Annotated in this window: 24 protein-coding genes and 4 tRNA genes; 19 read left to right on the top strand and 9 right to left on the bottom strand. The window is 59.1% G+C overall.

All coding sequences use genetic code 11. The annotated features are described in order from the left end of the window. Positions 1–57 precede the first annotated feature (57 nt). On the top strand, positions 58–1119 hold the full coding sequence (locus tag IB246_RS20760) for an AI-2E family transporter (RefSeq protein WP_008033675.1): 1062 nt from the start codon (positions 58–60) through the stop codon (positions 1117–1119). Here IB246_RS20760 and IB246_RS20765 read toward each other — a convergent pair. From IB246_RS20765 to IB246_RS20775, 3 genes are all read right to left on the bottom strand, one after another. Beyond that, on the bottom strand, positions 1116–1298 hold the full coding sequence (locus IB246_RS20765; protein WP_008033676.1) for a hypothetical protein: 183 nt from the start codon (positions 1296–1298) through the stop codon (positions 1116–1118). The genes IB246_RS20760 and IB246_RS20765 overlap by 4 nt on opposite strands. Positions 1299–1410: 112 nt before the next feature. After that, positions 1411–1605 carry a hypothetical protein gene (locus IB246_RS20770; RefSeq protein WP_008033677.1) on the bottom strand — a complete coding sequence of 65 codons (195 nt, stop codon included), beginning with the start codon at positions 1603–1605 and terminating at the stop codon, positions 1411–1413. Between the two features lie 1180 nt (positions 1606–2785). Beyond that, a complete protein-coding gene (locus IB246_RS20775; RefSeq protein ID WP_008042817.1) occupies positions 2786–3151 on the bottom strand; it encodes a hypothetical protein in 366 nt (121 codons plus the stop codon). A 245-nt stretch (positions 3152–3396) separates the two neighbouring features. Here IB246_RS20775 and IB246_RS20780 point away from each other — a divergent pair, with 245 nt between their 5' ends. After that, complete coding sequence (locus tag IB246_RS20780; RefSeq protein ID WP_008042815.1) at positions 3397–4215, top strand: shikimate 5-dehydrogenase; 819 nt, start codon at positions 3397–3399, stop codon at positions 4213–4215. Between the two features lie 215 nt (positions 4216–4430). Next, on the top strand, positions 4431–4949 hold the full coding sequence (locus IB246_RS20785) for a cupin domain-containing protein (protein ID WP_008042813.1): 519 nt from the start codon (positions 4431–4433) through the stop codon (positions 4947–4949). Between the two features lie 129 nt (positions 4950–5078). Here the strand turns inward: IB246_RS20785 and IB246_RS20790 are convergent, their stop codons facing one another. After that, the gene (locus tag IB246_RS20790) at positions 5079–5726 is read right to left on the bottom strand and encodes a YceH family protein (RefSeq protein WP_008030770.1); all 648 of its coding nucleotides are present in this window, start codon (positions 5724–5726) and stop codon (positions 5079–5081) included. 309 nt (positions 5727–6035) lie between these two features. Between IB246_RS20790 and IB246_RS20795 the strand changes: the two genes are divergently transcribed. The 5 genes from IB246_RS20795 to IB246_RS20815 are packed head-to-tail and all read left to right on the top strand — an operon-like array spanning position 6036 to position 10149. After that, positions 6036–7013 (top strand): NAD-dependent epimerase, encoded by a 978-nt coding sequence (locus tag IB246_RS20795; RefSeq protein ID WP_008042810.1) that lies wholly within the window; start codon positions 6036–6038, stop codon positions 7011–7013. Positions 7014–7059: 46 nt separating this feature from the next. Further along, positions 7060–7800, top strand: coding sequence for a glycosyltransferase family 2 protein (locus IB246_RS20800; RefSeq protein WP_008042808.1), 741 nt, complete (start codon positions 7060–7062; stop codon positions 7798–7800). Continuing rightward, positions 7797–8075 carry a lipid-A-disaccharide synthase N-terminal domain-containing protein gene (locus IB246_RS20805; RefSeq protein ID WP_008030764.1) on the top strand — a complete coding sequence of 93 codons (279 nt, stop codon included), beginning with the start codon at positions 7797–7799 and terminating at the stop codon, positions 8073–8075. The genes IB246_RS20800 and IB246_RS20805 overlap by 4 nt, the downstream gene beginning before the upstream one ends. 3 nt (positions 8076–8078) lie before the next feature. Continuing rightward, complete coding sequence (locus IB246_RS20810) at positions 8079–9599, top strand: ArnT family glycosyltransferase (protein ID WP_008042807.1); 1521 nt, start codon at positions 8079–8081, stop codon at positions 9597–9599. 40 nt (positions 9600–9639) lie between these two features. Further along, entirely contained in the window at positions 9640–10149 is a 510-nt protein-coding gene (locus tag IB246_RS20815) for a DUF1993 family protein (RefSeq protein WP_008030762.1), read from the top strand. A gap of 1021 nt (positions 10150–11170) precedes the next feature. Here the strand turns inward: IB246_RS20815 and sstT are convergent. Beyond that, entirely contained in the window at positions 11171–12403 is a 1233-nt protein-coding gene (gene sstT / locus IB246_RS20820) for a serine/threonine transporter SstT (RefSeq protein WP_008033700.1), read from the bottom strand. A gap of 279 nt (positions 12404–12682) precedes the next feature. On the opposite strand from sstT, the gene IB246_RS20825 reads away from it, so the two are divergent. After that, the gene (locus tag IB246_RS20825) at positions 12683–13837 is read left to right on the top strand and encodes an MFS transporter (RefSeq protein ID WP_008033699.1); all 1155 of its coding nucleotides are present in this window, start codon (positions 12683–12685) and stop codon (positions 13835–13837) included. Positions 13838–13840: 3 nt separating this feature from the next. On the opposite strand, the gene nhaR is transcribed toward IB246_RS20825, so the two are convergent. Next, the gene (gene nhaR / locus IB246_RS20830; RefSeq protein ID WP_008033698.1) at positions 13841–14740 is read right to left on the bottom strand and encodes a transcriptional activator NhaR; all 900 of its coding nucleotides are present in this window, start codon (positions 14738–14740) and stop codon (positions 13841–13843) included. Between the two features lie 135 nt (positions 14741–14875). Here nhaR and IB246_RS20835 point away from each other — a divergent pair, with 135 nt between their 5' ends. Then, on the top strand, positions 14876–15118 hold the full coding sequence (locus tag IB246_RS20835; protein ID WP_008044162.1) for a hypothetical protein: 243 nt from the start codon (positions 14876–14878) through the stop codon (positions 15116–15118). 29 nt (positions 15119–15147) lie between these two features. Further along, positions 15148–15897, top strand: a complete 750-nt coding sequence (locus tag IB246_RS20840; RefSeq protein WP_008044163.1) for a TerC family protein — start codon at positions 15148–15150, stop codon at positions 15895–15897. A gap of 81 nt (positions 15898–15978) precedes the next feature. Here IB246_RS20840 and IB246_RS20845 read toward each other — a convergent pair whose 3' ends face one another. After that, the gene (locus IB246_RS20845; protein WP_177318192.1) at positions 15979–16149 is read right to left on the bottom strand and encodes a hypothetical protein; all 171 of its coding nucleotides are present in this window, start codon (positions 16147–16149) and stop codon (positions 15979–15981) included. A 167-nt stretch (positions 16150–16316) separates the two neighbouring features. Here IB246_RS20845 and IB246_RS20850 point away from each other — a divergent pair, with 167 nt between their 5' ends. From IB246_RS20850 to IB246_RS20855, 3 genes are all read left to right on the top strand, one after another. Next, a complete protein-coding gene (locus IB246_RS20850) occupies positions 16317–17045 on the top strand; it encodes a hypothetical protein (RefSeq protein WP_008044164.1) in 729 nt (242 codons plus the stop codon). A 96-nt stretch (positions 17046–17141) separates the two neighbouring features. Beyond that, on the top strand, positions 17142–17348 hold the full coding sequence (locus tag IB246_RS28730) for a DUF6021 family protein (protein WP_008033692.1): 207 nt from the start codon (positions 17142–17144) through the stop codon (positions 17346–17348). 19 nt (positions 17349–17367) lie between these two features. Next, on the top strand, positions 17368–17562 hold the full coding sequence (locus IB246_RS20855) for a hypothetical protein (RefSeq protein ID WP_008044165.1): 195 nt from the start codon (positions 17368–17370) through the stop codon (positions 17560–17562). Positions 17563–18518: 956 nt separating this feature from the next. Here IB246_RS20855 and pbpG read toward each other — a convergent pair. Beyond that, the gene (gene pbpG / locus IB246_RS20860) at positions 18519–19457 is read right to left on the bottom strand and encodes a D-alanyl-D-alanine endopeptidase (RefSeq protein ID WP_008042660.1); all 939 of its coding nucleotides are present in this window, start codon (positions 19455–19457) and stop codon (positions 18519–18521) included. 238 nt (positions 19458–19695) lie between these two features. Continuing rightward, positions 19696–20550 carry a bifunctional methylenetetrahydrofolate dehydrogenase/methenyltetrahydrofolate cyclohydrolase FolD gene (gene folD / locus IB246_RS20865; RefSeq protein WP_008034109.1) on the bottom strand — a complete coding sequence of 285 codons (855 nt, stop codon included), beginning with the start codon at positions 20548–20550 and terminating at the stop codon, positions 19696–19698. A gap of 275 nt (positions 20551–20825) precedes the next feature. Here folD and IB246_RS20870 point away from each other — a divergent pair. The 5 genes from IB246_RS20870 (at position 20826) to tig (ending at position 23015) form a co-directional block, all read left to right on the top strand. Beyond that, positions 20826–20902 (top strand) — tRNA-Arg (locus tag IB246_RS20870). A gap of 32 nt (positions 20903–20934) precedes the next feature. Beyond that, positions 20935–21010: transfer RNA gene (locus IB246_RS20875), tRNA-His, on the top strand. 54 nt (positions 21011–21064) lie between these two features. Then, positions 21065–21149: transfer RNA gene (locus IB246_RS20880), tRNA-Leu, on the top strand. Between the two features lie 77 nt (positions 21150–21226). Then, positions 21227–21302, top strand: a tRNA-His gene (locus IB246_RS20885). Between the two features lie 402 nt (positions 21303–21704). After that, on the top strand, positions 21705–23015 hold the full coding sequence (gene tig, locus IB246_RS20890; protein ID WP_032832734.1) for a trigger factor: 1311 nt from the start codon (positions 21705–21707) through the stop codon (positions 23013–23015). Positions 23016–23089: the final 74 nt, after the last annotated feature.

Consider the following 23089-nt stretch of genomic DNA (forward strand, 5'->3'; position numbering starts at 1 on the left):
CATCAGGACGGCTCTTGGTACAAGGGCCTGTGCCCTGCGGACTGACATGGATCGGACATGAACGAAGAGAAGGTACAAGACAAATCACTGGTGATTTTGCTGGGGTTGGTGACCGCCGCGTTTATCTGGATTTTGCTGCCGTTCTACGGCGCGGTGTTCTGGGCGGTGATCCTCGGCATTCTCTTCGCGCCGTTGCAGCGGCGACTGCAACTGAAGTTCGGCTGGGAGCGCAACCTGACGTCAATGCTGACGTTGAGCATCTGCATGGTCATTGCGATCCTGCCGGTGATCATCCTCAGTATTCTGCTGGTCCAGGAAGGGGCGGCGCTTTACAAGAGCATCGAAAGCGGCGAGCTGGACATCGCGGGGTACATCACGCATTTCAAACACAGCCTGCCTCCGTACTTCCAGCACTTGCTCGATCGCGCCGGGATCGGTGAGCTGGAGGGGCTGCGGGAGAAAATCATCAAGAGTGCGGTGACGGGCAATGAGTTCATCGCCAACAAAGCCTTCAGTTTCGGTCAGGGTACGTTTGATTTCGTGGTGGGTTTTTTCATCATGCTGTACCTGTTGTTCTTCTTTTTGCGCGACGGAGCAGAACTGGCGCGCAAAGTGCGCGCCGCCGTGCCGCTGGAAGAACACCAGAAACGCCGTTTGCAGCTCAAGTTCAACCGCGTGGTGCGTGCCACGGTGAAGGGCAACCTTTTTGTGGCGATCACTCAAGGCGCATTGGGCGGTTTTATTTTCTGGTTTCTGGACATCCCGAGCTCGTTGCTCTGGGCGGTGTTGATGGCGTTTCTGTCGCTGTTGCCGGCGGTCGGTGCAGGGATTGTCTGGGCGCCGGTGGCGGCGTTTTTCCTGTTCAGCGGGGCGATCTGGCAGGGCGTGGTGCTGGGGCTGTTCGGGGTGTTCGTGATTGGCCTGGTGGACAACGTGCTGCGCCCGATCCTGGTGGGCAAGGACACGAAGATGCCGGACTATCTGATCCTCATCTCGACCCTCGGCGGCCTGGCGATTTTCGGGCTCAATGGCTTTGTCATCGGACCGTTGATCGCCGCGCTGTTTATGTCGAGCTGGGCGATTTTCATGGAAACCAAACCGCGGGTGCAGTTGCCTTAAGCGCTGAGTCGGCCGGCGTCGAAGCTCTGTGACAGTGCCTTGGCGGCGGTCAGCGATGGGAGCGGACCGCTGATTTGTTCACCGTCCTGGACCAGATACCAACAGGCGAGCAATCCTAGCTCTCTGAGCGAGGCGGGAACGGCGCTGCCAATAACGGACATGATTTGAACCTGGGACATAAGTACCTCCATCAATCTATGGAGCTACCTTACGGGTCTGCTGCGCGAACGAACAATCATCGCTTTCGATAGTCGACATTGACGGCAGCGGGTGCAAACGACCGTCTGTCGGTCAGTCGACCACCAGGTCCAGCATGTGGACCACTTCCTGTTCGTTGAGCAGGCCTTTTCGCACCAGGTTTTCGGCCAGTAGCGAAAGAAATTTGGCGCTGCGATGACCTTCCAGGTGCTTGAGTTCGGTCAGGGCGTTGTAGACCTTGCTGGAGGTGCACAAACCGAGGTTACGGTGCGGGTTTTGTGTGGGCATGTGGTCGTCCTTGTTGTTATCAACCTGTTGTTGGCGGACAGGTCCGAGCTTGCGGACCTGACATGACATAAATATGACCGTGTTCCCCCAAGGCGGGGGTGAGGGTGGGTGAGTCAATCTTGCCAACTTAAACCGTCAGCACTGTCCCGATAGCGACCTTGATGCGATTTATCCAGACTTTTGCCGACGGGTGGGGCCTTAAAACTGCTGTTCGAGTGTGATGTTGAGGAGGTTTTTGGGATTGGGTGGGGGTATATCCGTTGCTGCGGTGATGGCGGCTATTGGTTTCGCCCTTACGGCGAGTCACTTTCGAAAAGCCTGCGCGGCCCGGCGGAAAGTAACCAAAGCGCTTTTGCCCCTTTCGTTCGGTGCCTCGCTAATGCTCGGCATGCCCTCGCTCCGGTCCTGCTCCGTGGGCCCGCCGCCATCGGCCATCCATGGCCGGGGGCGGCTAACCCGGCATCCTTGCCGGGTTGCCCACTGCGCAGAACCTCCACTCGGCCTCTCGAGGGGGCGACTACCGCCACAGCCGCCGAGGCGGCCTGAAAGCCGACCTGGCTCTTTGGTGCGCGCGTTCCCTCATTCCGGATATGTACACCGATCCCCTGTAGGAGCCGGCTTGCTGGCGATGGCGTCCGTCCAGCCAATACATACGTTGACTGACCCACCGCTATCGCCAGCAAGTCGGCTCCTACACGGGGATTGGGTTCACACGATTCAAAATTGTAGGAGCCAGCTTGCTGGCGATGGACGTCAACGATAACGCGGGCTGTCTGAATGAACGCGGTCTCCGGGCGTTTTTCGCCGGCAAGCCGGCTCCTACAGGGATCGCGTACGCTTTAGATTTTCACCACTCATCAGGCCGAGCGTTAGCTCGCCTTCCGCTTTTGATCTGAGCGCCCCCTCGAGAGGCCGAGTGGAGGTTCTGCGCAGTGGGCAACCCGGCAAGGATGCCGGGTTAGCCGCGCACGGCCAAGGATGGCCGATCGCGGCGGGCCCACGGAGCAGGACCGGAGCGAGGGCATGCCGAGCCTAGGCGAGGCACCGAACGAAAGGGGCAAGAGCGCTTGGTTACTTGGCGCTTCTCCAAGTGACTCGCCGTAAGGGCGAAACCGCCAGCCGCCATCACCAAATAATGGATATAAACGCAGTCAAAACCCGCGGTTAGCGCCCGAGCCTGTTACCAGCGGCCATAACCATGCGCAGGCCCGTAATAGCCACGCGGCGGGCCGTAATAACCACGGGGAGGACCGTAGTAGACCGGCGGCGGGCCGTAATAACCCGGTTGTTGCACATAAACCGGTGCCGGCTGGTAATAAACCGGTGGCGGCTGCTGTACGTAAACCGGCTGTGGCTGCACGTAAACCGGTTGCTGCACATAAACCGGCCGGCCGCTATTGATGATGGCCGAACCGACGATGGCCGAGCCAACGATCGCACCAAATACCGCTGGACCTTGCCACCCGCCACCGCCATGCGCTTCTGCCTGCCCTGCGATAGCAAGAGCACCGATCAGCAAGGCAACTGTGGGGATTTTACGGATCATGATAGTTCCTCGGTTCATCGACCCGGCGCTTGCGTCTGCAATAGACCCAAGGATTGTCGCGGGGATACTTCTAAGACAGCGTATTTCTGAAAATCAGCACAGCCGTTGGGTAAATTTTGTGTAAGGTCTGTACCGGCTTCCTTACCAACTTCGCTGCCACGAGCAGGTACGCGGATATGATCGATCAGAACGCGATGGCATGGCTAATCCCGTCCATCTGAAAGTGCAATTGAAGGAGATTTTTCATGCAGATGAACCCCAACAAAGACACCCAGTTGTGCATGTCCCTGTCGGGCCGCCCCGGGAACTTTGGCCTGCGATTTCACAATCATCTGTACGAACAACTTGGCCTGAATTTCTACTACAAGGCGTTCCGCAGCCAGGACCTGACCGGTGCCGTCGCAGGCATCCGCGCCCTGGGGATTCGCGGCTGCGGCGTGTCGATGCCGTTCAAGGAAGCCAGCATTGCGCTGGTCGATGAACTGGACGCATCGGCTGCCGCGATTCAATCGATCAACACCATCGTCAATACGGACGGCCACCTCAAGGCTTACAACACCGATTACATCGCCATCGATCAGTTGCTGGAAACCCACCAGGTGCCCAAGGCGTCGACTTTTGCCCTGCGCGGCAGCGGCGGCATGGCCAAGGCGGTGGCCAGTGCATTGCGCGATGGTGGCTACCAGAACGGCCTGATTGTGGCCCGCAACGAGCACGCCGGACGTGCCCTGGCCGAATCGCTGGGTTATGAATGGCAAGCCGAACTGGGCAGCCGGCGCCCGCAAATGTTGATCAACGTGACACCGATCGGCATGACCGGCGGGCCTGAGGCCGATCACCTGGCGTTTGATGCGCAAACCATCGCAGCAGCGGAGACTGTCTTCGATGTGGTGGCGATCCCCTCGGAAACACCGCTGATCGTGCGGGGACGTGCCGAAGGCAAGCGGGTGATCACCGGACTGGAAGTGATCGCGATCCAGGCGCTGGAGCAGTTCGTGTTGTACACCGGCGTGCGTCCGACGCAGGAGCAGTTTCAGAAGGCGGTGGAATTCGCCCGCAGTTGAGGCCTTCCGCTATTTGTTGGCAGTACTGGCCTCATCGCGAGCGGGCTCGCTCCCACATTCGACCGAGTGCTTCCAGTAGAAATGCGATCAAATGTGGGAGCGAGCCCGCTCGCGATGGCTGCGACTCGGTATCCAGTCAGTCGCAGCAAATTTCCTATACTGCTCCCCAGCAAAACAAGACTTGCCACCCCATCAAACCGTGCCCGAGGTTTCCCATGCATCCCCCCATCCTCAACCTGCATCAGGTCGAACTCGAACCGCTGCCCGAAGCCCTCGCGCCCACCGGTGAAACCGCCGGCCGCTATCAACAGCGGATGGCTCGCGTCGGTCAGCAACTGGGTGCGCAAAAGCTCGGTTATCGCTTGTACGTGCTGGAACCGGGCATGCGCGGCAGCCCGTTTCACAGTCATCGGGTCAACGAGGAGATGTTCTACGTCGTCGCGGGGGAAGGGGAGATTCGTCTTGGCGCCGAGCGTTTTCCGATCCGCGCCGGTGACGTGATCGCCTGCCCGCCGGGCGGTCCGGAAGCGGCGCACCAGATCATCAACACCAGCAAGGCTGAACTGCGCTATTTGGCGGTCAGCACCCAGCAATCGCCGGAAATCTGCGAATACCCGGACTCCGGCAAGTACGCGGTGATGGACGACTTCAAGGTCGATGCCGAGGGTAATGCCTCGGGCTTCGTTGCCATCGCCAGACAGGCCGACGGCGTGGATTACTGGGACGGCGAGTAGCACTTCCTTTGTGGGAGCGAGCGATGCGGCGATCCGACTTGCCCGCGAAAGCAATTCAACGTCCAACATTGTGTCGAATTGGAAATCGCCTTCGCGGGCAAGCCTCGCTCCTACAGGAGATCGTGGCGGTTACTCGAGGCGTGCCAGGCGCTCTTCCAGCGCAGCAATCCGCGCTTCGAGCTCTTCGATGCGTTCTACCGACACGCCGCTGCCGCCACCACGCTCCACCGGATTCTGTCGCGCTGCGAGGATCGCTTCGATGTCCGCCGGATCACCCAGCGCATGCATGTAGCGATCTTCACGCTGCCCCGCCTGGCGCGGAATCAGTAGCGCCAGACCGCGCGCAATCAACCGTTCAAGCTGATGCACAACCTGCTCGGCATCTTCGAACTCATGCATGCGGCCGCTGCGGGTCAGCAGTTCGTTGACCGTCTGCGGACCACGCAAAAACAGCAGTCCCGTCAGAATCACCTGTGCCGGCACCAGTTCCAGTGCCTTGTCGACCTTGTGCTCCCAGCGGTCGGCACGACTGCCCATCACCAGTTTGGCAAAGCCGCGACCTTCGAGGGCGCGCAGGCTCTGGCCGACCTGGCCCTGGGTGAGGTTCATCACCGGTTCGCGGCTGGTTTTCTGGTTGCAGGCAATCACCAGGGCATTGAGGGTCAGCGGATAGGTTTCCGGGCTGGTGGCCTGTTTCTCGATCAGCGAACCCAGAATGCGGATTTCTGTGCTGTTGAGCCGTGGCTCGTCGAAGGTTGTTTCTTGCTCAATGCTCATGATGCTGCGTCCTTACCCGGTTCATATTCTTCTTCAGCTGGCATGCACTTTAGATGGGCGGGCGCCAATGGCAACTGAATTCGTCGCGTCCCCTGGCAATGGTCATAAAAGCTACATCAATCCATAACGCGATTTTTACAATTCGACGGGCACCGTATGCATGGCCGCGCGATAACGGTCGCGCCTGTCGGGCGCGGCGTCAGAGCGTATCGACGACGTCACTGGCCTTACTGACTGCAACCGGGAGCAAGGCATGACGCTGACGTTGGAATCGACTGGCAATAATGCGCTGATCGGCGCGCACCTGCCATGACCGTACTGGTCACCGGCGCCGCGGGTTTCATCGGTTTTCACACGGTCAAGCGCCTGTGTGAGCAAGGCCTTGAAGTGGTCGGCATTGATAACCTCAACGACTACTACAGCGTGGCGCTCAAACACGCTCGGCTCAAGGAACTGAGAGCCTTGTCGGGCTTTCGTTTCCAGACGCTGGATATCGTCGACAAGCCTGCCTTGATGGCGTTGTTCAAGGATCACCGCTTCACAGATGTCATCCATCTGGCGGCCCAGGCGGGTGTTCGCTACTCGCTGGACAACCCGGACGTGTACGCGCAATCGAACCTGACAGGGTTTTTGAATGTGCTGGAGGCCTGCCGACACCATCGCCCGGATCATCTGATTTATGCCTCGAGCAGTTCGGTGTATGGCACCAACAGCAAGTTGCCATTCAGCGTCGAAGACGCCGTCGATCACCCGGTTTCGCTGTACGCGGCAAGCAAGCGCGCCAATGAGCTGATGGCCCACAGCTACTGCCATCTCTACGGGCTCCAGGCCAGCGGCCTGCGGTTTTTTACCGTGTACGGACCTTGGGGCCGCCCCGACATGGCGCTGTTCAAGTTCACCGACGCGATCCTCAACGATCGCCCCATCGACCTCTACAACGAGGGCTTGATGTCGCGGGATTTCACCTACATCGACGACATCGTCGAAAGCATCGTCCGCCTGCGTCCACGCCCGCCGTTGCCGGAGAACGCCGGGGAGGGCGTCAACCGGATTTTCAACATCGGGCGCGGCACGCCGGTGGCGCTGCTGGATTTCGTCGAATGCCTGGAGGCGGCGCTGGGCCGGCCTGCCCGGCGCAATTTGATGCCGATGCAGGCGGGCGATGTGCACAGGACCTGGGCGGATGTGTCGGCATTGGCGCAGTGGGTCGACTTTCGTCCGCACGTGACGGTCGAGGCCGGCGTCGGGCAATTCGTGAAGTGGTATCGCCACTTTTATCAGCGCTGAAGCGTTGATCTTCGAACATAAAAAATTCAGGAAAACAGGGGCCTCCATGAGCCAGGACTTATTTGTATCCGTGCTGATTCCGGCAAAGAACGAAGCGAGCAATCTCACCGCGCTGCTGGAAGAAATCCGCGTCGCGCTGGCGGATGAAGCATATGAAGTCATCGTCGTCGACGATGGCAGCACTGACACCACGTTGCAGGCGTTGCGGCAGACCCGGCAAAACGGGCTGAACACGCTGCGCATCCTGCAACATGAACGTTCGCTGGGGCAGAGCACGTCGCTCTATCACGCCGCGCTCGCCGCCCGTGGCCAATGGCTGGCAACCCTTGATGGTGACGGGCAAAACGACCCTGCGGACATCCCCGGCATGCTGGCGCTGGTGCGTCGTGAGCCGGCAGCCGCCGACCTGCAATTGGTCGCCGGACATCGGGTCAACCGTCGCGACACTGCCAGCAAGCGCTGGGCTTCGCGGTTTGCCAACGGGTTGCGCCGGCGCATGCTCAAGGATCAGACGCCGGACACCGGCTGCGGGTTGAAACTGATCCAGCGCGCGGCGTTCCTGCGTTTGCCGTACTTCGACCACATGCACCGCTTCATCCCCGCGCTGATCCAGCGCCACAACGGCCGCATGCTCACCCACCCGGTCAACCATCGACCGCGCACGGCCGGCGTCTCAAAATACGGCAACATCGACCGCGCGCTGGTGGGGGTTCTCGACCTGATCGGCGTCTGGTGGCTGATCCGGCGCACACGCCTGAACACCCGGCCGCAGGAGATCGAAGGATGAATCTGTCCCGCGAAACCCTGTGGCTGGTGGTCGGTTTCAGCGGCCAGATCGCCTTCACCGGGCGCTTTGTCCTGCAGTGGCTGTACAGCGAATACAAAAAACGCAGCGTGATACCGGTGAGCTTCTGGTACCTGAGCATCATCGGCAGCGCGCTGTTGTTCGCGTACGCCATCTATCGACAGGACCCGGTGTTCATCATCGGCCAGGCGTTCGGTTCCATCGTCTATTTGCGCAACCTGCAATTGATTGCCCGCAGCAAAACCTTGAAGGACTGACCCATGCGCCGAACCCTTTCACCCGGCGTTGAATGCCTGGGGCTGATGCTGCTTGCTCTGTTGCTGGTCGGCGCAGGGCTCGGGTTGCGCCAGCCGCAGAATGTGGACGAGGAGCGCTTCCTCGGCGTGGCGCTGGAGATGCTGCACAACGGTTCGTGGTTGATTCCCCATCGCGCTGCCGAGATTTACGGCGATAAACCACCCATATTCATGTGGACCGTGGCGTTTTTCACCTGGATCACCGGGATGCCCGCCATTGCTCTTTACCTTCCGGGGCTGCTGTCTGCCACCTCGGTCACGGCGATGCTCTACGACTTGGGTCGCAGGCTTTGGAACCAACGAACCGGTCGGACGGCCGCGCTGCTGTACCTGGCGACCTATCAGACCTACAGCATTTTGCGCACCGGCCAGATCGACAGTTTTCTGATTCTGTTCACCTCGCTGGGCCTGTACGGTCTGGCCCGACACCTGCTGCTGGGGCCGGCCTGGCACTGGTTTTACGTGGGCTGCGCGGCGATGGGGATCGGCGTGATCACCAAAGGGGTCGGCTTTGTGCCGGCGTTGATGCTGATCCCGTATGCCTACGCGGTGCGCAAAGGTTGGTCCGGCGTGGTGGCGATGCCGGGCGAAGCGCGCAAATGGTGCCTGGGTGTTGTGGTGCTGCTCGGTGCCGTGGGTATCTGGCTGCTGCCCTTGGCGCTGTCCATTGCTCTCAATGGCGGTGCTGAGGAAATTGCCTACGTGCGGGAAATCCTGCTGCGCCAGACGGCGGGGCGTTATGCGGCCGCCTGGGATCACCGGGAGCCGTTCTGGTACTTCTTCGTCAGCGTCATTCCGCAATATTGGTTGCCGCTGGTGCTCGCGCTGCCGTGGCTGATCCCCGCCTGGCGCCGGCAATTACGCAAGCATGATGGTCGCGTGTTGGTGCTGCTGGGTTGGGTGGTGCTGGTGGTGCTGTTTTTCTGCCTGAGCAGCGGCAAGCGCAAGTTGTACATTTATCCGGCGCTGCCGGGATTGGTGTTGGTCGCTGCACCGCTGGTGCCTTGGTTGCTCAGGCGCTGGTTCCGTCAACGCCAACTGGGTTCGCGGATTTTTCAGGGGGTGGCGGTGGTTTGGTTCACGCTGTGGTTCGCCCGAGGGTTCATCGAGCCGGTCAAGGACGGCGCCAATCCCCACGAGGCGTTGATGGCGCAGGCGGCGACCATGACTCGTGGCGCAGACCTGGTGTTGGTCAATTGGCGCGAGGGCCATTGGTTGTTCGCAAGGCAGCCGATCGTGCATTTCGGAATGATCGGTTCAACGGTCGAGCAGGCGGCGCAGTGGTTGCGTGAACATCCGCAGGCGTACGCGTTGGTGCCGGATGAACAACTCGGTCAGTGCTTCAATCCGCAGGCTGCCCGCGAGTTGGGCGAAACCTCCCGGGCGCAATGGTCGATCGTCGGTGCCGACGCCGACAACGGCAATTGCCATCCTGGTCCGCCGGCCCATATCTATCGCTTCACCTGGGACCGTGCATCGCTATAATCGACCCCACGTTTCACTCCTGTCACCACACGAGACTGCCATGACCATTTCCCTGTACGACGCTTCCGTTCCGGTTTTCAAACAAATGCTCAACGCCCTGAGCGACGTTCTGAACAAGGCAGAAGCCCACGCCACCGCCAAGAACATTGATCCGAACGCTTTCCTGCAAGCCCGTCTGTACCCGGACATGTTCCCGCTGGTGCGTCAGGTGCAGATCGCTGTTGATTTCGCCAAGGGTGTTTCTTCGCGTCTGGCCGAGATCGAAGTGCCGAAGTACGACGACACTGAAACCACCTTCGCCGAGCTGCAAGCGCTGCTGACCAAGGTTCTGGCTTACATTGGCGAGATCAAGCCTGAGCAGATCAATGGCAAGGAAGGCATCGAGATCATCACCCGTCAGGGCACGCCGAAAGAGAAGCGCTTCAGCGGCCAGGCTTACTTGCTGAGCTACGGTCTGCCGCAGTTCTTCTTCCACGTCACTACCGCTTACGCATTGCTGCGTCATAACGGTGTGGAAGTGGGCAAGCGCGATTACATGGGCGCGTTCTAAACCGCCCGGGTACAAAAAAGCCCGCCAAGGTTTGCGCCTTGGCGGGCTTTTTATTGTTCTTGTGGGAGTGGGGTTATGGTTTTTTGTCTGGGGACATATCCGTTGCTGCGGTAACGGCCTCTATTGGTTTCGCTTTTACAGCGAGTCACTTTCGAAAAGCGCGAAAGTAACCAAAGCGCTTTTGCCCCTTTCGTTCGGTGCCTCGCTAATGCTCGGCATGCCCTCGCTCCGGTCCTGCTCCGTGGGCCCGCCGCGATCGGCCATCCCTGGCCGTGCGCGGCTAACCCGGCATCCATGCCGGGTTGCCCACTGCGCAGAACCTCCACTCGGCCTCTCGAGGGGGCGACTACCGCCACAGCCGCCGAGGCGGCCTGAAAGCCGACCTGGCTCTTTGGTCGTGTACACACTCCCGCATTGTGATGGCCGCACCAGTGTTGGATGTTTGCACATTCCCCTGTAGGAGCCGGCTTGCTGGCGATAGCAGTGGGTCAGTCGACGCATTTATTGACTGGACGGACGCTATCGCCAGCAAGCCGGCTCCTACACGGGATTGGGTTCACACGATTCAAAATTGTAGGAGCCAGCTTGCTGGCGATGGACGTCAACGATAACGCGGGCTGTCTGAATAAACGCGTTGTTCGGACGTTTTTCGCCGGCAAGCCGGCTCCTACAGGGGGCGATGTGCGCTTTTGATTTCCACCGCTCATCAGGCCGAGCGTTAGCTCGCCTTCCGCTTTTGATCTGAGCGCCCCCTCGAGAGGCCGAGTGGAGGTTCTGCGTAGTGGGCAACCCGGCATGGATGCCGGGTTAGCCGCCCCCGGCCATGGATGGCCGATGGCGGCGGGCCCATGGAGCAGGACCGGAGCGAGGGCATGCCGAGCCTAGGCGAGGCACCGAACGAAAGGGGCAAGAGCCCTTGGTTACTTGGGGCTTTTCCAAGTGACTCGCCGTAAGGGCGAAACCAATAGAGGCCGTTACCGCAGCAACGGATATGCCCCAAACCAAACCACCAAACCACGCGTCACGCCAAACGCTGAGCCTTCTCGTCCTCACCCAAACAAGCCGCCGCCGTAAACAGCACATCAGTCGAAGAATTCAGCGCAGTCTCCGCCGAATCCTGCAGCACACCAATAATGAAACCAACCGCCACCACCTGCATGGCGATCTCGCTCGGAATGCCGAACAGACTGCACGCCAGTGGAATCAGCAACAACGAACCACCCGCCACACCCGAAGCGCCACAGGCACAAATCGCCGCAACGACACTCAGCAGGATGGCAGTCGGAATGTCCACGGCAATACCCAGCGTATGCACAGCCGCCAGGGTCAGCACGGTAATGGTGATCGCAGCACCCGCCATGTTGATCGTCGCACCCAGAGGAATCGAAACCGAATAAGTGTCCTCATGCAGACCCAGGCGCTTGCTCAACTCCAGATTGACCGGAATATTCGCCGCCGAACTGCGGGTGAAAAACGCCGTAATGCCACTTTCACGCAAACACATGATCACCAGCGGATACGGGTTGCGACGCAGCTTCCAGAACACGATCACCGGGTTCATCACCAGCGCCACAAACAGCATGCAACCCAGCAACACCGCCAGCAGATGCGCGTAGCCGATCAAGGCACCGAAACCGGAAGTGGCGAGGGTCGACGCCACCAGGCCGAAAATCCCCAGCGGCGCAAAACGGATCACCAGGCGCACGATCAGGGTCACGCCGTTGGACAAGTCGCCGAGCACTTCACGCGTGGTGTCACCGGCATGGCGAATGGCGACGCCCATGCCGATGGCCCACGCCAGAATGCCGATGAAATTGGCATTCATCAGCGCGCTGACCGGGTTATCCACCACGCTCAGCAGCAGGCTTTGCAGCACTTCGCCGATACCGCCCGGCGCCGTCACCGCGACGTCGTGGGTGGACAGCACCAGGCTCGACGGGAACATCATGCTGGCCACGACCGCGACCACGGCCGCCGCAAACGTGCCCAGCAAGTACAGAAACAGAATTGGGCGGATGTGGGTTTCCTGGCCGTGCTTGTGGTTGGCGATCGACGCCATGACCAGCACGAACACCAGAATCGGCGCGACGGCTTTCAGCGCCGAGACGAACACTTTGCCGATGAACGCAGTGGACTTCGCCACGTCCGGCGCAACCAGCGCCAGGGCAATCCCGGCGAGCAGGCCGATGATGATTTGCGTAACCAGGCTCAAGCGTTTCAAGCGTTGCAATAGCGAAGGGGATGAAGCGGTCATAAAACGGCATCTCTGATTTTATTAGGTGCGGGGTGTCGCGACATCGCGGCCATTAAAGGGCGGATGAACAGGGTGTACGAATCGCAGGGCGCGGACTTTATCACAGCGTCGTCCGCATCCCTCAGACCTGTGACGATCTGCCACCCGCCTGTTAAACGCGATGTGCAGGTTCGTGCAACCGCCTTTGGAAACACTCTGTTAAGATTGCGCATCCTCATTTTCATGTCTGCCAGCGAGCCTTCGGGCTATCGCTGGTGTTGTCGTTTTCTGGAGTTCTGCATGCTGTTGCCCATCCTTCTGTTGTCCGCCGCCGGTTTCACGGTGCTGACCACGGAATTCATCATCGTCGGCCTGTTGCCGGCAATCGCCCGGGATCTTGAAGTGACCATCCCCCAGGCGGGTTTGCTGGTGACGTTGTTCGCCTTCACTGTCGCCGCGTTCGGGCCGTTCCTGACCGCGTACTTCGCCCGGTTCGAACGGCGCAAGCTGTTCATCTCGGTGTTGATCATGTTCGGTCTGGCCAACACCCTCGCGGCGTTTGCGCCGAACATCTGGGTGATGGCCGTTGCGCGGTTGATCCCCGCGCTCGGGCTGCCTGTGTTCTGGGCCCTGGCCAGTGAAACGGCGGTGGACATCGTCGGGCCGGATTACGCCGGGCGCGCCATTGCCAAGATAGGTTTCGGCATCGTTTGCGCGACCGTGTTCGGGATTCCGGTGGGTACGTTGATTTCCGATGCGTTCGGCTGGCGCAGTGCCTTCGGCATTCTGGCGGTGATCGCGTTTGCCAAGGCGTTGCTGCTGTTTATCTACTTGCCGAAAACCAGCCTGCATCAACACCAGGTGAGCTTCCGTTCGCAGTTCAAGATCCTGCGCAGCCCGTTGATGATCGGGCACGTGTTGCTGTCGATCCTGGTGTTCAGCGGCATGTTCACCGCTTACACCTATCTGGCGGACATTCTTGAGCGGTTGGCCGGTTTCAACGGCACCGTGGTGGGTTGGTGCCTGATGGGCTTCGGCGCGGTGGGCCTGATCGGCAACTCGCTGGGCGGTCGCGCGGTGGATCGTCATCCGCTGATCGCTTCCGTGACGTTCTGCGCGTTCATGATCGCCGGCATGGTGACGCTGGTTCCGAACATCCATTCGCCGCTGGGTCTGGCGGCGGCAATGGGCATTTGGGGTGTGACACAAGCGGCGTTGTTCCTGGTCAGCCATGTGCGTTTGATGAAAGCCGCACCTGAAGCACCGGCGTTTGCCGCGTCGCTGAACATTGCTGGCGCCAACCTCGGTATCGGTCTGGGCGCGATGGTCGGTGGCCGGGTGATCGACAGCGTTGGCCTGGGTGGGCTTGGCTTTGCGGCGGCCGGTTTTATTCTGATCTCGATCCTGTTGGCCATGGCGCTGATGACCTTCAAGCCCCGCGAAGTCTGCGCCTGACCCTCATATCTCGGTGAACAGCTCGCGTCGGGCACCTTCGGTAATCGCAACGATGCCGGGGTGCTTGACCTTGCGCTCCACCGAAATGGCGTAGAACGACTCGGTCACGGCGTCGGTCTGGCCAATCAATTCCACGCCGCACTGACGCTTCACCTCATCGGCAATCACGCTCGGGCCGATGAAAATTCCGCTGCCGGATTGGCCGAAAGCCTGCATCAACGCGCTGTCGTCGAACTCACCGACGATGCGCGGCTGAATCTGCTGCTCGGCAAACCAGCGTTGCAAACGACTGCGCACCACGGTTTCCGGCCCCGGAATCAGTAGCGGTGCGCCGTGCAGGCTGCGCGGGAAATCCTGGCCGTACTGCGCCGCCAGTTCGGCGGTGGCGAAGAAGCTGATTCCGCATTCCCCGAGTTTCTGGCTGTAGCCCTTGATGTCGAGGTGCGACGGCATCGGGCTGTCGGAGATCACCAGATCGAGGCGCTGAATCGCCAGGTCGGCGAGCAAGCGTTCGAGTTTGTCTTCGCGACAGGTAATGCGCAGCGGTTCGCTCAGCTCCATGGTCGGCGCGATCAGGCGGTAGACGATGGATTTGGGCACCACATCAGCCACGCCAACCCGAAACAGAATCTGTTGCTCATTGGGTTGCGCCCGCAGCATCAGCTCCAATTCACCGCCGAGCTGAAACATCTGCTCGGCGTAGGGCAGGGTCTGGCGGCCGGCTTCGGTGAGTTCCAGCTGTCGGCCGACCCGACGAAACAACTCGATGCCATACGTTTGTTCGAGCAAGGAAATCTGCCCGCTGATGGTTTGCGGCGTCAGGTTCAGCTGTTCGCAGGCGCGCACGATGCTGCCGGTCTTGGCCACGACCCAGAAGTAATGCAGTTGTCGATAGTTGAGCATGGCGACCTACAGTTCGTGAAAACCGAAGTATAACCGCTAAAAATACGAATTTTCCTGAAGTGTTTGCCTCCCTAGAATGCCTCGCTATCAACGGGCCATCGTTTCGGCCCGTTTTGTTCTATCGAGGAAAGCATCATGAAGCTTAAAACCACGGCACTGTTGATTGCGTCTTTACTGGTGCTGGCCGGTTGCGACCAGGCCGAAAAAAGCGCTCAGCAACTGATGGGCAAGGCTGCCGAATCCGCCAAGCAAGCGATTGACGACACCCACAAAGCCGCCGAGCAAGCGCTCAGCGATGCCACCAGCGGGTTGATCAGCAAGAAAGAATCATCGGGCGACGACAAAGAGAAAACCGAATCGTCGTCCCAGGAAATCTAAACCGTCTTAAAACGAGTCAGGACTGACCCATGGAATACCTTTTAGAACTTGCTGCAAGCCCCACCGCCTGGGTCGCCCTGGCCACGCTGGTGGTGATGGAAATCGTGCTTGGCATCGATAACCTGATCTTCATCTCGATCCTGACCAACAAACTGCCGGAACAGCATCGGCAGAAGGCGCGGCGCATCGGTATCGGCATGGCGCTGATCCTGCGACTGGCACTGCTGAGCACCATCGCGTTCATCGTCCAGTTGACTGAGCCGGTGATCGAGATCCTCGGCCACGCGTTCTCCTGGAAGGACATGATCCTGATCGCCGGCGGCCTGTTCCTGTTGTGGAAGGCGACCACCGAGATCCATCACAGCATGGACCCGGCGCCGGAAGATCCGAAGTCGGCGACCTCGACCGTGACCTTGGGCTTTGCTGCCGCGATCGGTCAGATCCTGATGCTGGACATGGTGTTCTCCATCGACAGCATCATTACCGCTGTCGGCATGACCGAGCATTTGCCGATCATGATCATCGCGGTGGTGGTGTCGGTGCTGGTGATGTTGTTGGCGGCTGACCCATTGGCCAAGTTCATCAACGACAACCCGACGGTGGTGATGCTGGCGCTGGGCTTCCTGATCATGATCGGCATGACGCTGATCGCCGAAGGCTTCGGCGCCCACGTACCGAAAGGCTACGTCTACGCAGCCATGGCGTTCTCGGCAACGATTGAAGGCTTGAACATGATGTCGCGACGGGCCAAGCAGAAGCGCATTGCCGCTGAAGCGTAACCTGGGCTGAAACGAAAACGGCCGCCTGCACTCGCAAGAGTCCAGGCGGCCGTTTGTATTTGGGGTATTAAAAAGTGTCCGTCAGTGCGCAGTGGCGTGACGTGCAACCGGTTTATCGGTTTTCGTCACCCGAGCCGGCTGGGCGGGGTGGTGATGGTGCCTGCGGGCAATTCGCAGGACTCCCCACAACATGGCGGCGGCAACAGCCAGCCAACTGAAAATCAACATCACAATGGTCATTGTCAGGCTCATCAGTGCCTCCTCTTCGCCCTGCTTCGGGCACACACGCTTTGCAAGTGACAGTCTAGTCGCTGCCATGTTGCAGGCTATTGACCAAAGGTCGGTGCCGACCAATCAGTTCGCTCTATCGAACGCAATCAACTGCCGGTTAAGGCTATACCGCTGTCGCGCGGCGTCCTATGATCAACGGCCAAGCCGGGAGCACGGACACCTGGCGTCTGAACAAGAGAGTGATGATGGTGCGGGTATTTTCGCGAATTCGAACGGCAGCCCTGATTGTTGGCTGTGTTGCAGGTCTGGCAGGCTGCGCGGGCAGCGTGGCGCCGGAGGTCAAGCGTCTGCCGGAACGCGTGGAACTCAGCGGGACGTTCTACCGTGGGCAAAGCTTTCAAAGCGGGCCCCAGGTGCTGGCCAGTCTGTTGGCCCAGCAGGGCATCGTGATTACCCCGGGGTTGCTCGAAAAACCTTTGCACCTGCCGGGCGCCGAAGCGCAATTGCAGCAGAACATGCAGAACCTCGCCCGCGAGTACGGGATGGTCGTTTACCCACTCGACAGCCATTTGCCTGCGCTGCTGACCCAGGTTGCGGCGGGTTACCCGGTGATGGTGCGCTTCACTGAAGGCTCGGCGTTCTGGGCTGAACCGCGTTACGCCATTCTCGCCGGGTACAACCGTCAGAAGCGGACTGTGTTGCTGCGCTCGGGAATGAATCGTCGGGAGTTGATGAGCTTCAGCTCGTTTGAGTCGTCGTTCAAGGATGCGGGTGGTTGGGCGGTGCTGATCCAGAAACCGGAGCAGATTCCGGCCAACGTTGATCAGTCGCGTTGGTTGAAAGCGGCGAACGATCTGGCTCAGGCCGGCCAGGAGCAGGCCGCTACCCGTGCGAAGAAGGCGCTGACTTCGCAGTAAGCTTCCCGTTCGTCATCTGCCCGGCACTGCCACTTGCGATTGGCCTCTAAAGGATAAGGGCCCGGATGTTTCCGGGTCCGTTCCAAGGAGGCGTCCATGACACATCCCACTTCACCCTCCGGGCCGCACTCGTCCGAGCATTCATCAGGCAATGAGTTGGGTTTCGATCCGGATTCACCGGACCTTGCCGACCCTCAGGTCGACCCCATCGGACCAGCCAGGGCGCCAAGGGATGTAAAACCGGGCGAGGCGGGCAAGGCTCCCGCCAAACCTTACGACCCGCTCGCGAATTTGAAACCCTGACGTTTTGTGTGAGGTGCGTATGTCTACTGATTCGAGTTTTGACGACAAGCGTCCGGACAGTGTTCCAACCACTGTGGAGGATGATATTGATCCGGTGATGGATCCGGGCAGTCCGATGCGTGATCCATTGGTCAGGCCGGTGGTGAGGCCAAGGGATCCGAGTGCGGGGGATGGTATTCCGGATGATGATCAGATGCCGTTGCCGAATGATTGAGGTTTTCGGTTTGGCGTTCAGTGGATTGGGGGTATATCCGTTATTGCGGTAACGGCGGCTATTGGTTTCGCCCTTACGGCGAGTCACTTTGGAAAAGCCCCAAAGTAACCAAAGGGCTTTTGCCCCTTTCGTTCGGTGCCTCGCCTAGGCTCGGCATGCCCTCGCTCCGGTCCTGCTCCGTGGGCCCGCCGCCATCGGCCATCCATGGCCGGGGGCGGCTAACCCGGCATCCATGCCGGGTTGCCCACTGCGCAGAACCTGCGCTCAGCCTCTCGAGGGGGCGACTACCGCCACAGCCGCCGAGGCGGCCTGAAAGCCGACCTGGCTCTTCAGTCGTCCGTGTTGCCCTTCTTTGATGCGTTCACTCATTCCGGACATGCACACCAACCCCCTGTAGGAGCCGGCTTGCTGGCGATAGCGGTGGGTCATCCAACATATTTATTAACTGGATCGACGCCATCGCCAGCAAGCCGGCTCCTACAATGGATTGGGTTCACACGATTCAAAATTGTAGGAGCTGGCTTGTCGGGTCGCCGCATCGCAGCGATGGACGCCAACGATAACGCGGGCTGTCTGAATGAACGCGTCGCCCAAACGCTTTTCGCCGGCAAGCCGGCTCCTACAGGAAATCGCATACGCTTTTGATTTCCACCACTCATCAGGCCGAGCGTTAGCTCGCCTTCAGCTTTTGATCTGAGCGCCCCCACGAGAGGCCGAGTGGAGGTTCTGCGTAGTGGGCAACCCGGCATGGATGCCGGGTTAGCCGCCCCCGGCCATGGATGGCCGATGGCGGCGGGCCCACGGAGCAGGACCGGAGCGAGGGCATGCCGAGCCTAGGCGAGGCACCGAACGAAAGGGGCAAGAGCGCTTTGGTTACTTTCGCGCTTTTCGAAAGTGACTCGCCGTAAGGGCGAAACCATCAGCCGCCGTTACCGATGAAACGGATATATCCCCAACTACTTCGAAGCCTCAACCACACCACTCTGACGGTGCTTGAGGTTCTTCTCCGACTTGTACTGCAAGGCCTCAGACGGAACATTGGCGCCCTTGCCGGTCTCGACCCAGTTGCGAATACGACTGGCATCGGCGAAGTGTGTGTACTTGCCGTACGCATCGAGAATCACCAGCGCCACCGGACGATTACCCATGCTGGTCACCAGCACCAGGCAGTGGCCGGCTTCATTGGTAAAGCCGGTTTTGGTCAACTTGATGTCCCAGTTCGGCTTGCCGACCAGATGGTCGGTGTTGCGGAAACCCAGGCTGTAATTGGGTTTGCGAAACGAGACGGTTTTTTCCTTGGTGGTGCTCAACTCGGTCAATAACGGGTACTTGTGCGCCGCGATCAGCAATTTGCTCAGGTCGCGTGCGGTAGAAACGTTACGAGGGGAGAGGCCAGTCGGTTCGACGAAGTGGGTGCTGGTCATGCCCAGTGCCTTGGCCTTGGCGTTCATCGCGGCAATGAATGCGACATAGCCGCCCGGATAGTGGTGGGCCAGGCTCGCGGCTGCGCGGTTTTCCGAGGACATCAGCGCGATCAGCAGCATTTCCCTGCGCGGCAATTCGCTTTTGAGTTTCACCCGGGAATACACGCCTTTCATTTCTGGCGTATCGCTGATGTTGATATTGATGTACTCGTCCATGTTTTGTCTGGCTTCGACCACGACAAGACCGGTCATCAATTTGCTGACGGAGGCGATAGGGACAACTACATCGGGGTTGCTGGCATAGATGACTTTGTTGGTCTGCATATCCAGCAGCAAGGAGCTGCCGGAAGCCAGCTTGAGTTGTTTCGTATCTCGAGGTGCCGCGGTGGTTTCAGCAGCATTGACCGCTGGCGTGATGAACGTCCCTGTAAATGCAAAAAATAGGCTCAGGATGGAAAGACGGATTTTCACGCTGGCAGACTCATAAGGTGTGGATTAGCCGTTTGTAACGGGTTGTTTCTTTAAAAACGACGCATTTTAGGAGTATGGCTGAAGAACTGTCGATGGTTGTTCAATCAACAAGTCAAAGTCCTTGAAAAGCCCTACAAAACAGCAGGTTTCCGGCGAGTGGTAGGGGCCGTTCAGCGGGCAAAAAGAACCCCGCCATTGGCGGGGTTCTTTTGTTCGTTGCCTGGATCGAGGCGTGAACTCAGCTGTGCAGCGTTTCCGCTGCGTACAGCGTGTTTTCCAGCAGGCAGGCGCGGGTCATCGGGCCGACGCCGCCCGGTACTGGAGTGATCCAGCCGGCGCGGGGCAGGGCGGTTTCGTAGATCACGTCTCCGACCAGTTTGCCGTCTTCCTGACGGTTGATGCCGACGTCGATCACGATCGCGCCTTCCTTGATCCATTCACCCTTGACCAGGCCCGGCTTGCCGGCGGCGACCACCACCAGATCGGCACGACCGACGTGGCCTGCCAGATCCTTGGTGAAGCGGTGGGTGACGGTCACGGTGCAACCGGCCAGCAGCAATTCCATCGCCATCGGTCGCCCGACAATGTTGGAGGCGCCGACGACCACTGCGTCCATCCCGTAAAGATCGGCCCCGGTGCTTTCCAGCAGGGTCATGATCCCTTTGGGCGTGCAAGGGCGCAGCAGCGGAATGCGCTGGGCCAGACGACCGACGTTATAAGGATGGAAGCCGTCGACGTCTTTGTCCGGACGAATGCGTTCCAGCAATTTGGACGCGTCCAGGTGTTCAGGCAACGGAAGCTGAAGCAGAACGCCGTCGATTGCCGGGTCGTCGTTCAGGCGATCGATCAGGGCGGTCAGCGCTTCTTGAGTGGTTTCGGAAGGCAGGTCGTAGGCTTGGGAAATGAAGCCGACCTCTTCACAGTCTTTACGCTTGTGCGAGACATAAACCTGAGAGGCAGGATCGCTGCCGACCAGGATCACCGCGAGACCGGGAGTGCGCAGGCCTTGCTGGCGACGCTCGGTGACGCGTTTGGCGATCTGCTGGCGCAGGCTGGCGGCGATCGATTTGCCGTCGATTAGTTGTGCAGTCATTGCGCGTGATTAACCATCGAGAGGGGAAAAAAAGAGAACGCATTCTCGCATGTCATGAGGTGAGGGCAAAGGCGCTTGGTCTGCAAATTCCTCTAACCCCTTTAATTAAATGAATTTTTTTTAAAAAGGATTTGACGCCCTACGGGGGGCTCTATACTATTCGTCGCACTTGTCGGGCACAGCCTAGCACTGGTTAAGAAGGTCGAGTGGAATTACGATTCTGCAAGGCTGGAAAGCACTTAGTTTGTAGTCCTTCAAGGGTACAGATTAACAAGGCGCCCGTAGCTCAGCTGGATAGAGCATCCGCCTTCTAAGCGGATGGTCGCAGGTTCGAGTCCTGCCGGGTGCGCCATTAGGCAGCTTTGGCACAAGTAACGCGATATGGTGGGCGTAGCTCAGTTGGTAGAGCACGGGATTGTGACTCCCGTTGTCGTGGGTTCGATCCCCATCGTCCACCCCATATTTCGAAAGGCGCCAGATTAACAGTCTGGCGCCTTTGCTTTAACGGCTACATGCGGATGTGGTGGAATTGGTAGACACACTGGATTTAGGTTCCAGCGCCGCGAGGCGTAAGAGTTCGAGTCTCTTCATCCGCACCAAATAAAGCTTCATTCAGGCCGCTGGCTTGGCTGGAGCTCAACGAAGAAGTTGTTTGGCTTCTTTGTTACGCAATATGGTGGGCGTAGCTCAGTTGGTAGAGCACGGGATTGTGACTCCCGTTGTCGTGGGTTCGATCCCCATCGTCCACCCCATATTCCGAAAGGCGCCAGATTTAACAGTCTGGCGCCTTTTTTGTTTTAGTGGTCTGAGTGTTTCGCGACTGCAGGTTCTGGGTCGCAGGCGCAGGGCGTTTCGTCGTATTTTTGTTTCTCGATGATGCCGTGCTGCTCGCCGGTCTTGCTCGCGAGATCGGCTGTCAGGGAGATGCCTGGCAATCGCTTCTATATATAGAAGGGTTGGCGCAGAGCCCTGGCATGATTGGCTGTATTTGCCACCGGGGCGAGATGCATTCATGCATTCGCACCTATAAATTGCCTGCTGCGTTGTTACCCGTTTTCAGTAGGGTGACTTCTTGAGTTTGACCTACTAGAATGCATGCCCTTGATTCTGGGGTCGGAAACGGCCGGCCAACGTCTGTGCAACGAGGAATATCCATGCAAGTTTCTGTTGAAAATACTTCTGCTCTTGAGCGCCGCATGAGCATCACCGTGCCGGCTGAGCGCATCGAGACTCAGGTCAACAAGCGTCTGCAGCAGACCGCCCAAAAGGCCAAGATCGCTGGTTTCCGTCCAGGCAAAGTGCCGATGAGCGAAATCAAGCGCCGTTTTGGTGCTGATGCACGTCAGGAAGCTGTAGGCGACGTCATCCAGTCCTCTTTCTACGAAGCCGTAGTTGAGCAAAAGCTGAACCCGGCTGGCGCTCCTTCGATTGAGCCGAAATCCCTGGAAGCTGGCAAAGACCTGGAATACGTCGCGATTTTCGAAGTGTTCCCAGAGTTCACCGTTGCCGGTTTCGAAGGCATCACCGTTGAGCGCCTGAGCGCTGACGTGGCTGACGCCGATCTGGACAAAATGCTGGACGTGCTGCGCAAGCAGAACACCCGTTTCGAAGTGGCCGATCGCGCCGCTCAGAACGACGACCAACTGAACATCGATTTCGTCGGCAAGGTTGACGGTGAAGTGTTCGCTGGCGGTTCCGCCAAAGGCACTCAGCTGGTTCTGGGTTCCGGCCGCATGATCCCGGGTTTCGAAGACGGTCTGGTTGGCGCTAAAGCCGGCGAAGAGCGCGTTCTGAACCTGACCTTCCCAGCTGACTATCAGAACCTGGACCTGGCGGGCAAAACCGCTGAGTTCACCGTAACTGTGAACACTGTTTCCGAGCCAAAACTGCCTGAGCTGAACGAAGAGTTCTTCGCTCAATTCGGCATCAAGGAAACCGGTCTGGAAGGCTTCCGCGCCGAAGTTCGCAAGAACATGGAGCGTGAGCTGCGTCAGGCAATCAAATCCAAGGTCAAGAATCAGGTAATGGACGGTCTGCTGGCCACCAACCCGATCGAAGTGCCAAAGGCTCTGCTGTCCAACGAAGTTGACCGTCTGCGCGTGCAGGCTGTTCAGCAGTTCGGCGGCAACATCAAGCCTGACCAACTGCCAGCCGAGCTGTTCGAAGAGCAAGCCAAGCGTCGCGTTGTTCTGGGTCTGATCGTGGCTGAAGTGGTCAAGCAATTCGACCTCAAGCCTGACGAAGCCCGCGTTCGCGAAATGATCCAGGAAATGGCTTCGGCCTACCAAGAGCCTGAGCAGGTTGTGTCCTGGTACTACAAGAACGAGCAGCAACTGAACGAAGTCCGTTCGGTTGTGCTGGAAGAGCAAGTTGTGGATACTGTTCTGCAGAAAGCTAGCGTGACCGACAAATCGGTCTCTTACGAAGAAGCGGTCAAGCCGGTAGAAGCTCCACAAGCCGACTGATCTTTTCTGCGGTAAGAAGCACACACCATAAGCCAGCCTTCGTGCTGGCTTATGCGTATTCAAGACATAACTAT

The organism is Pseudomonas sp. PDM01, from assembly GCF_014852325.1.
Taxonomy (GTDB): domain Bacteria; phylum Pseudomonadota; class Gammaproteobacteria; order Pseudomonadales; family Pseudomonadaceae; genus Aquipseudomonas; species Aquipseudomonas migulae.